Raw genomic sequence first — 15303 nt, forward strand, 5'->3', positions numbered from 1 at the left:
CTTTGAGGGTTAGTGGTTATTTATTTAGATCGCTAATCGTTTAACTACAAGATATCATTTATACCTATCGTGTAAACCCTCAAAGGGTCGGGATGGGGTTAGGATTGAAGTTGATGGCGACGTTTACTTCGAAGAAATCGCCACCACCGCTAACAACACAAGGACGAGCATCACCAGCGCGGTGGCTGCAAACCACCTGCGCGCGTCGTCCTTTTGCGTCACAGTGTTCTCTTTCAATCGCGGTAGCATGTACAACACGATGGCGATGTTGACAAGATACAGGTACTGTTCCAGCGGATGCGTGTAAAGTCCCGTGACCAGGAAGCTCAGGAAAGTGTAAAGCACCAGCGATAGCAAAAACATTTTTTTGATCGAGGTATGGTCGTAGCTGGCATGGTCACGCTTCGCTTTCAGATAATACCGGTCAAAGATCACGGCTGCTACCACCAAAATGGAAGCAATGGCCATCAGCTTGATAGTAAGAACAGCTCCATCGCTGACACCGCCGCTGACTACATTCCTGATCCGGTCTGTGACGAACGACTGGTCCCATACAATGAAGGGAATGAGCAACGCCACGATCAGGATCGGAAGCAGGTTTGCGTTTCCCGGCCGTCTTTCTTCTGAAGCGGGCCATGCTGAGATCAACGTGCCGTATGCCATTCCCAGTCCGCCGAAAAACCCGATGGCGTATTCCATCACATTCCAGAAGTTGAACGGAATATGGAGCGCTGAGCCCAGCACCTGAAGGAAGTTACCGAATGCAAATCCAAAGCCGGCACCGATCGCTGACCAGGCCGCTACAGTCAAAGGTGGGCGTTGTTTATTGCGAACACAAAACCACGCCACAGCTATCGCAGCGCCGAGGCATGCAGCCCACATCTCCGAACGTGGTGGCGTCATGAACCATTCGAGCTGGTTGATGAGGAAGGCGTAGGTCAACAATCCGAACACGGTCATCTCTACGATCAGCGAGTGCCATTTGATACGGTTGCCGGGTGTATCCGCTAACGCGAGACCAAAAAGGCCACCGCCCAGAAAACCATACAGCGCGCCGATGACGAACAGCATAGCCAGTCCGTAGTAGACGTTACCAAACTCGCCTCCCCGTCCGTAACCTACCACCACACCGTAGCTGATCATTCCACCGATGCCCCAGCCGAAAGCTGCTGCGAGCGCGATGGTGAAAGCTTTGTTATACCAGTCGCTCCTTCTGGCTACCAGCAACACTGCGAGCGCACCGATAGCTCCGGCCCACGCAGCACCCTGCTCGTGACCGAACTTGCCACGTACAGCCCACGCGGTACCCAGGGAGAGGGCTACCGGCAAAGCAGATAGGAATAACCGCTTGTTCATGACCATTGTTTTATTTATTCTGTTCCTCGCCCTGTCTTAACCACTCTCGCGAGAAGGAAACGTGCTTGATCGTTTTACCGGGCTTCACATCGTTACGGTGATAACTGTAGATGACGTGGATCCGTCCATCGGCGCCCAGGATCACCGAGGGATAGTGACTGGAAGTTGCCTGCGTTTCCCTCACGTCATGCTCGATGCTCTTCTTCCATTTCCAGGTTGCGCCTTCATCGTCAGAAAGCGCCACGGTCAGGTCATGCCTGCCTTTCTCTGTGTTGTTGAACGCCATCAGCCATGTGCCATCTTCCAGGGTTACGGCATCGAAGCCGGCGCCGGGGTTGGGCAGCACGTCGTCTTTTGCGATCGACCACGTTAATCCTCGGTCACTGGACTCGGTTCGTTGCATGCGCTGCGGCGGTGGACCATTGTCGCGCAGGTAAGCGACCAGTGTACAGTCTTTTTTCATCACAATCGTCGGCTGGATACCGGCACCGCCCAACACAGGGTTGCTGTATTGCCAGGTAGCCCCTCCATCGTCAGACAACGCAAACAGGGAACAATCAAAACCATCTGAGTACAACGGCACGATCATACGCCGCCCCACGAACACAGCCTTGTTCTTCGTCTGCCACCCTATGCGCCGCGTGAGTGGATAACCGAGGTCCGTGTTGCGCTCTTTGTCGCCTTCCTTGATACGGCCGCCACGGATCATGTTCTCTCCTTTCGAGAGGCTGTCCATTTTCATCTTATATTTCTCCCATTCGGCAAGCAAAGGCTTTTTAAGGCTGTCGGGGAGCTGTGGCAACAACGATGTTTTGAAATACGATTCGTAGGCGTTGAGCTGATCGGCGACCTGTTTCACAAAGCTGTCGCCGGGTTGAATGCCGCGTTCTGTTTTGTCACCTACTTTCACGAACAGCACATCCTGCCACGACCAAACCGGAGCACCTGCCGATGTATAACGTTCGCTGGTGCGATACATCGGAATTGAAGTCTCCCACTGGTTGGCCAGCACCGGATACCACATGAGCCAGAGCTTTTGCCGATCCATAAAAAGAATCGGATTGATATCGGGGAAGCCCGGCACGTCAGCCATCACAAAAGTTTCTGACCAGGTGGTATCTCCCTTTGACAGGCGGGAGCCCATGATGCGTACATCGTCTGCCCATCGCTCACCCGAGCCCTGGAACCAGGCCGCCAGCAGATCGCCGTTAGGAAGCTCCACTACGGTTGAGCCGTGAACGTGCTCATCCTGTAAAGGAAAAATGATCTCCGACTGGAAAGGAAGATCTGGAGCCGTTTCTTTTTTTTGTCCGCAGGCGACGACAATGAGTGCGATGAATAAGATCCAATACGTATGCTTCATTTTATCTGTGATCCTTTCTGTTTGTTGATCTCCTCCTGTACGGCTATGATGTCGTCGGTCTGGATAACATCTACACCCAGCCTGATGGCCCTGGCGTATTGCTGTGGTGTATCGTATTCATCCAACAGGTCGGTGAATACTTTGATCCTGTTGTCATGACAAAACCTGACCACGGCATCGTCCAGCTCCGAGGGTGAAACATCAAAGGCATAAGGCTTGAGCTGCCGAATGACTGATCGCGCGTCTGCAACTCCAGGATAAGCGGGCATCAGGCGGGCCGTTGACGCATGCTCTCTGATCCGCGCCAGCGTAGTCAGGTTACCATAAAAGACAGCTGAATCGAGCACGCCGTGGTCTCTTAAAATCCGCACCACTTTTGACGCATCGATGTCTTTACAATCAACATACAGTTTAATGTGACGGGAGCGATCTTTGTTCGCAGCACTGACCAGCTTACAAAGGTCTTCCAGCAGCGGGATCTTTTCACCGGCGAATTCCTTGCCGAACCAGCTGCCTGCTGAAAGAGCGCGAAGGTCCTTCACACTGACTTCTGTGATCTTTTTCTCTACACCGGTTGTGCGCTTCAGCGATCCATCGTGAAGGCAAACCTGGGCTTCGTCGCGGGTTGTGCGTACGTCAACTTCCAGGAAGCCCGCACCCAACCCGATCGCCTTTGAGAATGACGCAAGCGTGTTCTCGGGCGCAGAGCGGGAAGCGCCCCGGTGCGCCGAAATTTCAGGAAACCGGTAAACTATTTTTTCGGCTGCATCCTGGGCAAAATCTATAGCAGGTAAGAACGTGCATAACACCAGCAGAAAAGTGGTGGCGTTGTAATTCGTGAGCTTCATTCCGGCAACCATGGGTCAGGGCCTGTAGCCGTTTTCAGACAAGATCTTCAACAGCAGCTCGGGCTCGTCGGTTTGTACGATGTCGGCACCGTCTTTCAGTAATTTCTTCAGCGCTCGTTTTTGCTTTCCGCGGATGAGGTCGGCATCGATGTCGCCGAGCGCGTTGATCCACACACGTGCATCGTTGTTATGGATCAGCTGCGTGCATTCCGGTGTATAAAAAGAAAAATCGATATGAACCACGGAAGCATCGAACAGCAGCAGGGCTGAATCGGCCTGCGTGTAGGAATGCGCGCGGGGCATGATCATGAGGTCTTTGCCCGCAGCACGGATGCGCGAGAGCACCTGGAAATCACTATCGAAAAAAAACACGATATTCTCAGTGCCTGTTTTTTTCACCATACGGATGACGTCGTCAACACGATCGGTCTTAATATCAAGGTCTACCATGACCTTTCCCTCCGCCAGCTTCAGCGCATCCTCCAGCGAAGGAATGCGCAGTGAGGTTCTTTTCCCCTTATCGACAATAAAATATTGCTGAAGCTCCGCCCAGGTGAGCGCTTCGGGATCGCCTTTGCCGTTGGTGGTACGGTCCATCGTGCGATCGTGCATGAGAAAGGGCACGCCATCTTTCGACACCTTCACATCGATCTCGATGATATCAACGCCGAGCCTGATGGCCTCCGTGATCGCCTTCAACGAATTTTCGGGATACTTCTTGTGCGCTGCCCGGTGTGCTGCTACCAACACTGTACTGGGCGGAACCTGTAAAAACTTCCTCCTGATGTCATCTGCCGTCTGCTGGCCCAGTGCGGTGAAAGCGCACGCCAGGAAGAGCAGCAGGGTAAACGAACACCTCGCCATGTTACTTCACAAATACCTCGTCGGTGTCAGACACATACATGCGGGTGCTCTGCGTATACTCACCGCCGTTGGGATCTTTGTATTTCAGATCGAGGTAAAACGCCCGGTAACCCGTAGCAGGGAATGGCTGCGTAGTGGTGATCAGCGGAGATTTCTTTTTTAACTCGAGACTTTTACCGGTCCACTGGTCATTGCGGAAGTCTGTGTCTTCCGAGTTTGTCGACCAGAAGATGGCATCCACCAGCACATCGGGCGTGGCTTTCACTTTCAGGGTGATACCTTTTTTGGAGTAAGACAGGTCTGGCTGGCACTGCGCATACGGTGTGCCTGACAGTGTCTCCCCGAAGAAAGCGCTCAGGGCGGCGAGGGCTTGTTTCTTATCGCCCAGGTCATGGCCTACGTTGGGAACATAGTGGATAAAGTTCTGACCGGGAATGCTGTCGATGTAATGTTTGATAGCGTCAACGGTCCAGTATTCGTCATTGGTGCCCATGATAATGAGCTTGGGCATGGTCAGCTTTTTACGGTATGAATACGGGTCGACCATCGCTGTGATGGCATCTCCTTTTTCAGAGTGCACGGTCTGTGGGATGCCGAGCTTCACGTAGTCTTCGATCTGCACACTGTACGTTTTCCACATCTTCACCTGGTAGTCGAGGTTCACGGGCATGTTGAGCACATCGATCACCATGGGTGCAATGGCAGCAACACGATTGTCATTAGCACCGGTAAGCCAGGTCGTCCATCCCCGTTTGGAGGCGCCCGACACCACAAAACGTTTCACCTCGTGCTTCAGGGTCTGTCTTGAAAATTCCTGTACAGCATCCATGGCACGTACAGCGCTCTTCACCATAGGGAAAAGCAGCGGCCACGAGTAGTCTCCATCTTCCTTGAACTTATGAAGGGTAAAAGAGATCAGCGCATCTTCCGTGAGGTCGCCATGCAGGGGCTGGTTCGGGGTCTGACGGAGCACGGCAACAATACCTTTGTTCTTCGAGGCCAGCAGGCTGAGACTCTGGTTGAACTTGTCGTTCTGCCCGTTCCAGTTAGGCAATCCTTTTTTATTGCTGCCACCGGTGATGAACAGCAGCGCGCCGTCATATTGATTTTGCTTTGGCACCAGGATGGTGAGCTGGTGGGTCCACACGTACTCATGCCATTGCTGCGAAGTGAGCAACAGGCTGTAGGCGGTTACGTCACCGATGGTATAAGTCTCCTTCAACTCCCACCGGTATGACTTGTCACCGTTGTTCAGGTATCCCTGCAACGCGGTGGAGGGTGTGAGCGATGCCTGAGCATCCGCTTGTGATGGTAAGAGGAACTGGATGCAAAGAAGGGTTGAGAAGATAATGATGCTGCGCATGGTGTTGTTAATAGTTGACAGTTGACAATAAAACAATTGACAAAATATTGTTCATAAATAAAGTACTTCGCTCTTAAAAATTAAACCCCGCTCTTTGTCAATTGCTATTTTGTCAATTGTCAACTTAGAGCGCAGTCTTCTTACCGTGCACTCAGCTCCCCAAGCCATTGCAACACTTCACTCATATAAATCTCCCCCGTCATTTCACCCAGGCTGGTACGGCTTACGTAATCGTAACGTTTAAAACTGTTAAAGTCAACTTTTGTGAGCATATAACCGAATGCATCGTTGGTTAATCCGAAAAGAAAAGCGTGGTTGGTGCCCATGTTGCGTTTCACATAGAATCCGATGTTGGGCAACGCTTCACCGGGGATGGTAAGCACTTTCGCGGTTCCGATGGCAAGATAGTTCAGGCGTGTCGTCACCACGTTGTCTTTGAATTGCGTGATCTTCACGGGCGAGTTCTTCAGGATGAAACGCATCATCTCTGAATCGACCGGAAAATCGATCTCACGTGCAGCACAGAAAAGCGCCGGATCTTTTTGGACCTCCGCGGTCTCCACGATCCGCAGTGCTTCATCCGCCAGCAGGTTCCCGATGCGGATACATTCTTCCCAGGTGTTCGCTTCCTTTCCATCCTCCAGCCTCACATCGGCTGTGACCATGCCACCCTGCGCGCCGTTCATAAAGATGGCCACACCTCCTGTTCGCTGCTCGATGCGTTCATACAACGGACCGCACAGATCAGGACTCAAAATACCGCGACCTGAACCGATGACCTCCGGATGAATAGCGTAGTTGACGAGCGTAACAATTGGTTTTCCTTTGTTCTTGCCTGTTTCAGCGATGGCCTGGATCACACCACACCTTGGGTCGTAAAGCTGTTCTGCGTAATAGTTGTAAGCGATCTTGCCCTTCGCATCGCCCACCGCGATCTTCAGAGAAACGGGCGCCAGCCTGCTCACAGCTTCATCAACGGCGGCAGCGATCTGCTTCACACACCAGTCCAGGTATGGAAGGTCAGCCAATGATTTTCCGTTCTCGTCCGGGAAGCCATACGCGTCTGGTGCGCTGTGGGTGTGCGTGGCGCCGATCAGGATGTTTTCGGCAGGAATACTTTTGATCAGTGCCCTGGACCGGTCGCCCAAAGCGGAGGTCCATCCGAGATTGTCAACACTCACAATGGCGATGCGCACGTTTCCTTTTTCAAACACCATCGCCCGCGCGTAAAGGTCGCCTTTCTTTTCAGTTGTCTTCTTCGGTTTACCTACACCTCCTGACACCGGAAGCAATGGGTCGGGTGTGATCACACGCACGGCAGCACCGGCTTTCATTACCTGCGCATCAGCACCGAATGGCAGCAGGATCAGTAGGAGCCCGAATATTAGTGCAGTTTTCATAGCGGATGCAAGGTACGGGGGTACAAGGTACGAGGTACGATCCCGATAGCTATCGGGAACGAGGTACGCCAGTACTTACCAAAGGTATCGTAACAGGATTCGTGTCGTTCTCACACATAGCGTTTTTTAAAGGTCAAAATGCGCAATGCTAAAAACGTCCGATATTGACCTTGAACCCTTTCAGGGTTCGGAGCGCGATATTGTTGAACTATAGCCGTTCAGAGACATCTTTGGGAATACGGTTCACGAGCTTGTTGGGCTTGTTCTTCGTTTTTAACAGGTCAAAGGCGTCGTATAATTCGCCACGGGCGGTGAAGGCCTGGTATGATAGCGTGTTGTCTTCGATGCTGATGACCTGGAACAGCTGGGTGTTGCGTGCTTTTCTGTCCATCCACGCGTCTTTGGAGACGTCATACATCTTTGGGCCGCTTACAGAGACCACGTACATGGTACCGGATGACTTGTCGCTTACGCTGTAGCCGGTGGGAACATTGTTCACCATACCCCTGCCGTATGCGTGGTCGTGTCCCTGCAGCACGATGTCTACCTTGTGTTTGTCGAAGATCGGCTTGAAGTTGTCGCGCAGGGTTTTATTATCACGGTTCGCGCTGGTGGAGAAGATGGGATAATGGAATGTGATGGCCGTCCACTTGCGTGGATTGTGGGTCAGCACGGAGTCGAGCCACTGTGCTTGTTTCTGACGGAAGTCTGGCGACTCGTCTATCTGCTCGGCGTCGAGTGAGATCACTTTCAGGTTTGTATAGTCGACCACGTAACAGGTTTCTTCGAGCCCTTTCGGGCCATTGCGTGGCAGGTTGAACTGGGGGCGCCATTGAGGTGATAACACAACGCCCTTGCCGTACTCATGGTTACCGGGAGTCATCACACTCGGCACGGTGGCATGAATAAAGTTACCGGCATAGAACCACTCACCCCACTCCACATCGTGATTGTGGCGGTTGATCAGGTCGCCGGCGTGCAGCATGAAGTCGACGCTGGGCAGGGTTTTGTAAGCTTCCCTGATCACACGCGACCACATCGATTTGACGTCATTCTGTGCATCGCCGAAATAAATGAAGGAGATCTTTTTTGAAGGATCTGGCATCACCACCTGGTACCACTCGCTCCAGGCGCCTTCACTGCCTACGCGATAAACATATTTCTCACCCGCGGCAAGGGCATCGACCCGTGCAGAAAAATAATGTGCGGCAACCTGTGGCTCTCCTTCGTATTGAACTGTTAATGATTCGCGCTGTGCCTGCACTTTGTTTGCCGTCTTTAAAAACTCAGGTCCCGCGGTAGCCACGGCCCATTCCATTGAGCCGGCCAATACCGTTGTGTCGGTACGCCAGTTCACGGCAAGCGATGTTTCAGGTTTCTCGGTAAGGTTCAGGATAACGCGATCGGGTTCTTTTGATGGGAACAAAAGTTTTTCGGGCAGCACGATCTTCGCACTGTGCGAGTGGTTGTGATAATGATCGCTGTGATCGTGGTGGTGGGTGTGTGGCGCGGTGATGCGGTCTTCGTTGAAAAAACCGGTATACAGTACGATCGCGGTAGCAAGTGCTGTCAGGCTCAGGAACAATTTCAGGTGCTTGTGCATGTGTGTCTCAAAAAAGTAAATGTAGGGTATTTAAAAAAAATAGCGGAGAACGGTCTCCGCTATTCACATATTCATAACATAGGCTTATTACCACGGCTTGTTTGTACCTTGCAGCACCCAGGGTTTGGACCATGCGCTGTTTTGACCGTCGGCTTGTGAGTAGGAAGTCACTTCCAGCCTGTCCATCGCTGCCCTTGTATTGGCCTCGTTCAGCTGCAGCTCATCGCGACCATAGTAAAATCTTACGGGAAGCTTCTGGCGTTTGGCCACAGGGCCGGCCTGCAGGTCGGGTAAGCCGGTGCGTCTGTAATCGAACCATGCCTCTGCTGCAGCGGTCCAGCTCGCGATCCACTTCTGCTGGATCAACTGCTCTAATGTTCCGTTGTAGACCACACCTGGTTCCAGGATGTACGTGGCATACGATGCGCCGACACCCCATGCCTTCAGCGATTCTTCGATACCTTTCTTGTAATAGGTTTCAGCAACGCCAACAGCCCAGCCCTTCTGTGCGGCTTCCGCCAGTATAAAGTTCACTTCCGCGGCAGAACACAATCTTGCCTTCAACAGCGGATCTTTTGATTTTTTATAAATATCGGTCAGACCTGAAACGTGGGGATTGAGCTCACCCTGATTTGGCGTGGGATTCAGGTTATAAGCTGCAGGTAGCGCCGATGTTGCAACGGGAAGGCCAACATAATCGGGATCGGTATCGACCACAGCGTTTCCTACTTTATCAGGCGACAAATAACGTTTTCCGTTCTGGATCTTGTCAGTACCTGCTGGCAGGCTGGCATCCACCACCAAGGGGATAGAGACTTTCTTAACCCAGACGGGAAGACGGGGGTCTTTCAATGCCTGCAACGTATTCACAAATGGCTCCGCCACTTCGAGTCTGGTATAGTTGGTAGGATCATTGCCGAACTCCGCTGCAGTGGGCCATGATGTATCGAGGCTTGTACCAGCATATGCCATGGCGGCGTCATCGCTGGCACTGGTAATGATCGGATACGTTGCAGGGTCTCCCACAATCTTCTCGATGCCTGCCTTTGACTCTACGGGCTTTTTAGATGAGATTCTCATATAATATCGCAGTGCAAGCGAGTTGGCCAATTTTCTCCACTTTGCTGGGTCACCAGCATAGAGCAGGTCCACATTGTTGTCTATGCCGCTATATTCACTTTTTGATTTTGACAACAACGTATTGGCGGCTTCAAGATCTTCAAGGATACCCATATAAATGGTCTCCTGCGAGTCGAACACAGGTTGAAGGTTTTCGGCGCCACCTTTTGAGCCTTTCAGTGCGCTCTTGTACGGCGCATCACCCCAGAGATCAGTGATGAGTCCGAACATCATGGCCCTGATCACAAGTGACACTCCCTGGTGAAATTCCATTTTCATTTCTATCGCACGATCGTGCAGTAGCTGGTTATTTCTCAGCACATCGTAGTAGCTGTTCCAGTCCTGGCTTCCGCCCCAGTCGTACCCGTTGTGGGCGCTGGCCCATCCGTTCTTCTGCGTATGCTGCATCACGCCCGCGATGTCCTGATAACCGAGGTTGACAACCCTGATACCGGTTTCACTGATTACCGTGGGCATCACGAGGTTGGGATGCACCAGCTGCGTCTGCAGGCCGTTGGGATCCACGTTTGTTTCAGTCAGGTCTTCACAGGCAAACAGCAGTGAAGCCGTCATCAAACAACAAGCTATAAATTTCTTATTCACGATTTTCATAATTCAATTTTTTCAACCTCTTAAAAAGTTACTCCTAACTTGAAACCGATAGGCATTACCCAGGGCGTTACATTGTAACGTTCGATGCCCTGCTTCATCTGCACGCCTCCACCCTGTGTAGTAGACTCTTGCTGGAAAGCTGTTTCAGGGTCGATCCCGATCTTTGCGGCTGTCCAAAGCATGATGTTACGACTGTAGATCGAAACATTGGCCGCGCTTAGTCCCAGTCTTTCTGTGATCGATGACGGCAGTGCATAGCTGAGCGATATTTCCCTGAGCTTGATGAAAGAAGCATCAAACGTAGCAGCCTTGGTGAAGTCCCACGGATAGTTGTCTGCATAAGGAATGATCTTGGTGCCGGGGCCGCCGAGGTTCTCTGTATAACCGATGATGTTGCCATCGCCGTCGTATTCGGCGATCACACCAGGATTGAACACACCATAAGGATACGTATTGGCACCATAGGTGAAAGGGAACCCGCCATATTCGGCTGTAGGACCTCCCACAACGTTGAATCCGTTGGTTACTTTGATCAGGTCATCCGCGTTGGCGACAAGATAATCTCGCAGCTCCTGCTCGGTTCTGTTGCCGGGATTGATGAGCGTGTTGAGGAAGCGTTGCGTTTTGAAATCAGATTCTCCGTAACGGTAGGTCTGTGATACAAATTCGCCGCCCTGCCTCCAGTCAAATGACAAACCAAGGGTGACCCTTCCATAAGTAACGGAGGTCTGCAGACCCATCAGGAAGTCGGGGTTGAAGTTACCGATCTTGTTCTTGGTATTCTTTGCGGACACTGACTGCCACGATCCGTTGTCATCCAGGATCGGGTAGCCATAGTAAGGAGAGTTCTTGTCTTCAACGGTTACAACTTTGGCGTCATAGATATCACCGATCTTATCACCCACGTAAGTCCATGCCCCGCCTTTGGCATCTTCCCAGAAATAGAAGACAGGCATACCGGGGGCAAGCTCCTTGATCACGGACCTGTTCCGCGAGTAGTTGGCTGAGATATCCCAACGGAGCTTTCCTTTCTCCAGCGGCGTACCACCCAACGCAAACTCCACACCCCTCGACTGCACCAACCCTGCATTGAAGATCTTGCTGCTGAATCCCGAGCTTGAAGGTATCTTATTGATCAGAACCTGGTTGCGGGTGTCATTGTTGTAGAAGCTCGCTTCGAATTTCAACCTGTTGTTGAACATCGCTACATCGATACCATATTCATACGCAGTGCTCAGCTCCGGCTTCAGATCCGGGCTCTTGAGTCCTGCAGGCTGATTGAGCCTGGGCACTGTTCCCCAGTCCGATGATTTCTGCACGGTCTGGTAAAGATTGTAGGGATCGGTGTCATTACCAACACCTGCAATACTACCCCTGAGCTTCAACAGGTTCAGGTTATCAGAGATATTGACCATCTCGCTGATAACAGTGCTAAGGGAAACTGACGGATAAAAGTAGGACCTGTTATTTTCCGGCAAGGTGCTAGACCAATCGTTGCGTCCGGTCACGTCGAGATAGACCATGTCCTTATAGCCTACATTCACGAGGCCATACATACTGTGCACGGCTTTCTGACCCCATGAGCTGGAATAGGCAAGCTTGTCGCTCGCGATGTTGGAAATGCTGAACAAATTGGGGATCACCAGGCCGGCGCCATCCTTGCTCTTGTTCATGATATCCGTGGATTTGGTGAACCTCGCGTTGCCACCGACGGAAGCAGTGACACTGAATTGTCCCAATGCTTTCTTATAGGTAGCCAGGAAGTCCGTGTTTCGCTCGTAGCGTGTCAGCTCATTCAAACCATAAGCACCATTACGCTCCTTGATATATCCGCTGGTGATCTTGGTCTCGCGCCGTTCCTTATATGTATCGAGTCCATACCGGGCCATGAAGCTGAACTCGGGTGTGATCTGCCATTCAGCTTTAACGTTTCCATACATGCGGTCGCGCACAAAGCCGTTGTTCACTTCGTAGGCCATGTAATACGGGTTGTTGTAGTTCACGGCGCCATCCTGCGTACGCTGCTGCACACCCTCCATACCCTTAACCCAATAATCCTTCAGCTCGCGGATATCGATGTGGGGAGAAACAGCATAAGCCCACTGCATGGGATTGGTACCACGGTTGCCGGCAGGACGGTTGTTGGAATTGCTCCTGGTGAAATCAATGTTGGCACTCACCGTAACTTTCTCATGCGCCTTTACCGAAGTGTTCAAACCCAGTGAGTTCCTGAAAAGATCCGCGTTCGGAATGATACCCTTATTGGTCATATTGGTGTACGACAACCTATACGAGCCCAGCTGCGAGGCGCTGGCAAGTGAAACACTGTTCGTGGAAGTAATGCCAGTCTGAAAGAAGTTCTTGATATTATCAGGATGCGATACCAGTGGTGTGGGGATCGGGTTTCCATTGGCATCTTTGGGACTATTCCACTGCACGGCATTGTACCCTTTGTCCAGCTCAGGCCCCATACCTCCTGATGATTTTTCATCGATAACGAGCACGCCACCAGGATAAGGATTCTTATCGGGTGTAAAGGGCAGGATACCTGTGGCAAACTTGCTGTGCATATCCAGGAACTTATAAGGAATATCGAACACGGTGTTTGATGACACTGACACGGTGGGCTTCCTTGCAGTGCTTCCATTTTTGGTGGTAATGATCACCACACCGTTGTTGGCGCGTGAGCCATACAGGGCCGCGGCGCTCTGGCCTTTCAACACTGAAATGCTCTCGATATTGTCAGGGTTCAAATCAGAGATGGCGTTACCGTAGTCGACACGGTTATCAGAGCCGACCTGGCTGATGTTATTGAGGGAGTTGTTCAATGGTATACCGTCGACGATAAAAAGTGGCTGGTTATCGCTGTTGAGCGAACGGGTACCACGGATGTTCATCTTCACAGATGATCCTGCACCACCAGTTGAGTTGATGCTAACCCCCGGAAGACGGCCGGCAAGACCGTTGAGCACGTTCTCCTGCGCCACGTGCGTGAGATCCTCACCTTTCACTTTGCCCACGGCATATCCCAGCGAACGTTCTTCACGTTTGATGCCAAGGGCGGTCACCACCACTTCACTCAACATAGCGGTGTTAAGCTCCAGCGTAATGTCAACAACCGATCTCCCGGCAACCGATACTTCCTGTGTGTTATAACCGATGTAGCTGAACACCAGTGTAGCATCACCGCCGGCTGATAATGAAAAATTCCCGTTGACATCGGTGATGGTTCCGTTCTGTGTTCCTTTCACAAATACGTTAACACCCGGCAACGCTGTGCCGTCATCAGACGAGGTCACTTTACCAGACACGGTGGCGTTCTGGGCCAGCACGGTGCCGGCGAGGGTCAGGGCCAGAAATAGAAACACAAAATGTTTCCATCGGTTTTTGGTTCTGTAGAAATTCAAATCCATGAGGTTAGTTGTTTTATGTAGACTTAATTATAGGACCTCTGTAGTATGCGGACCATTCCTGCAAATCTTCCTGCTGCTATGCTTTCACCAAAGGAATGACCTTCATCTTTACCTGCGCTTAACATTGTGTTAACCTGGCTATTCAAGATACATCTCCTTCACACACACCATGGACGCTTTTTGCGTTTACCGCTGCAACCTTTGCGTCGAAAACAGGCATCGGAAATTGGGACGTGCCCTACGCGTTGAATTCCTAATGCCTAATTTTCTAATGACTATTTACCGTGTGCGCCGACAGCGGGCTTAGGGCTGTCGTGGTAAGCCAGGTTTTTCTTAATTAAATCTACTGGTTCGGAGGTCGGGAAAAGACGCTTTTTGCGCTAACGATTTCGGTATTTGCGTCGAAGGGAGAGTCGTCGGACCACTGCGCCACAGGCAGCGCGCAGCCAGTGGTCTGACGACGTGCAGCGATCAAAGAACGTTGACAGAAACCGCATCTTCATCCCTGATCAGGGCGGCGGCGCCGAGGAGCGCGATGTTCTCACTCTCCGATTGTAATATTTTAAGCCGTTTGATGGACTCGGGGAAAGTAAAATCTTCGAGGGCGCGGAACATGGCTGTGGCAAAGAACTTATACGCTTTTGCAAGGGAGCCACCGATGACGATCGCCTCCGGGTCATAGGCATAAGCCACGGTCTTTACCGCGTGACCGATGTGGCCTCCAAATTCTTTCCAGCTCTCCAGCGCAGCAACATCGCCTTCGATGGCCTGCTGATGTGCTGTCTCGGCAGTCATGTTGTAAAACACTTTGAAGAAGTTTCCGCTGGCGTAGTATTCAATGTTTTGGTCACGATAGCCGATCAGGCCCACCTCGCCGGCGCCGCAATTGTTTCCGAGAAAAAGCTCGTTGTTGATGATAATACCGGTTCCGAGACCCGTGCCCGAAGCCATGCCCACAACGGTTTTCATGCCCTTCACCAGTCCATACCGGTGCTCGCCGAGGATAAAACAATTGACGTCGTTGTTGACGACCACCTGCATTTTGAACGCGTCTTCCAGGATACTTTTCAGCGGCACCCGCTCCCACGAAGGAATGTTGGCAACGTTGAACACGATACCGTTCTCGACATCGACCACGGACGGAACACCGATACCGATGCCTTTCACGGCTGGTGTAACAAGCGGCCTGATGACATCAATAAGCTGGATCAGGGTAGCATCGAGCGACTCCCGGTTATTCAACAAATGTTTTCTCTGATGTGAGAGCACACCATTGGGAGCCACCAGCCCCGCCCTTACATTGGTACCGCCCAGATCAACACCTATGACCATGCCTTGTTTGTGATTAAATGAATATACAAA

At 51.7% G+C, this 15303-nt stretch carries 10 protein-coding genes; all 10 read right to left on the reverse strand.

The annotated features are described in order from the left end of the window. Positions 1-123: 123 nt before the first annotated feature. On the reverse strand, positions 124-1356 hold the full coding sequence (locus KK083_RS18360) for a hypothetical protein (protein WP_254165814.1): 1233 nt from the start codon (positions 1354-1356) through the stop codon (positions 124-126). Between the two features lie 10 nt (positions 1357-1366). Beyond that, positions 1367-2719 (reverse strand): sialidase family protein, encoded by a 1353-nt coding sequence (locus KK083_RS18365; RefSeq protein ID WP_254165816.1) that lies wholly within the window; start codon positions 2717-2719, stop codon positions 1367-1369. Next, positions 2716-3567, reverse strand: coding sequence for a glycerophosphodiester phosphodiesterase (locus tag KK083_RS18370; RefSeq protein WP_254165818.1), 852 nt, complete (start codon positions 3565-3567; stop codon positions 2716-2718). Before KK083_RS18370 ends, KK083_RS18365 begins: the two co-directional genes overlap by 4 nt. A 15-nt stretch (positions 3568-3582) precedes the next feature. Continuing rightward, on the reverse strand, positions 3583-4431 hold the full coding sequence (locus KK083_RS18375; protein WP_254165820.1) for a glycerophosphodiester phosphodiesterase family protein: 849 nt from the start codon (positions 4429-4431) through the stop codon (positions 3583-3585). Position 4432: 1 nt separating this feature from the next. Beyond that, complete coding sequence (locus KK083_RS18380) at positions 4433-5794, reverse strand: PhoPQ-activated pathogenicity-related family protein (protein WP_254165822.1); 1362 nt, start codon at positions 5792-5794, stop codon at positions 4433-4435. 140 nt (positions 5795-5934) lie between these two features. Further along, the gene (locus KK083_RS18385) at positions 5935-7194 is read right to left on the reverse strand and encodes a hypothetical protein (protein WP_254165824.1); all 1260 of its coding nucleotides are present in this window, start codon (positions 7192-7194) and stop codon (positions 5935-5937) included. Positions 7195-7402: 208 nt separating this feature from the next. Beyond that, entirely contained in the window at positions 7403-8797 is a 1395-nt protein-coding gene (locus KK083_RS18390) for a purple acid phosphatase family protein (RefSeq protein ID WP_254165826.1), read from the reverse strand. Between the two features lie 87 nt (positions 8798-8884). Beyond that, positions 8885-10528, reverse strand: coding sequence for a SusD/RagB family nutrient-binding outer membrane lipoprotein (locus KK083_RS18395; RefSeq protein ID WP_254165828.1), 1644 nt, complete (start codon positions 10526-10528; stop codon positions 8885-8887). A 20-nt stretch (positions 10529-10548) separates the two neighbouring features. Next, positions 10549-13941, reverse strand: coding sequence for a SusC/RagA family TonB-linked outer membrane protein (locus KK083_RS18400; protein ID WP_254165833.1), 3393 nt, complete (start codon positions 13939-13941; stop codon positions 10549-10551). Positions 13942-14412: 471 nt separating this feature from the next. Beyond that, entirely contained in the window at positions 14413-15273 is an 861-nt protein-coding gene (locus KK083_RS18405; protein ID WP_254165834.1) for an ROK family protein, read from the reverse strand. Positions 15274-15303: the final 30 nt, after the last annotated feature.

Origin of the sequence: Chryseosolibacter histidinae, from assembly GCF_018598225.1 — a bacterium.
Lineage (GTDB): Bacteria > Bacteroidota > Bacteroidia > Cytophagales > Cyclobacteriaceae > Chryseosolibacter > Chryseosolibacter histidini.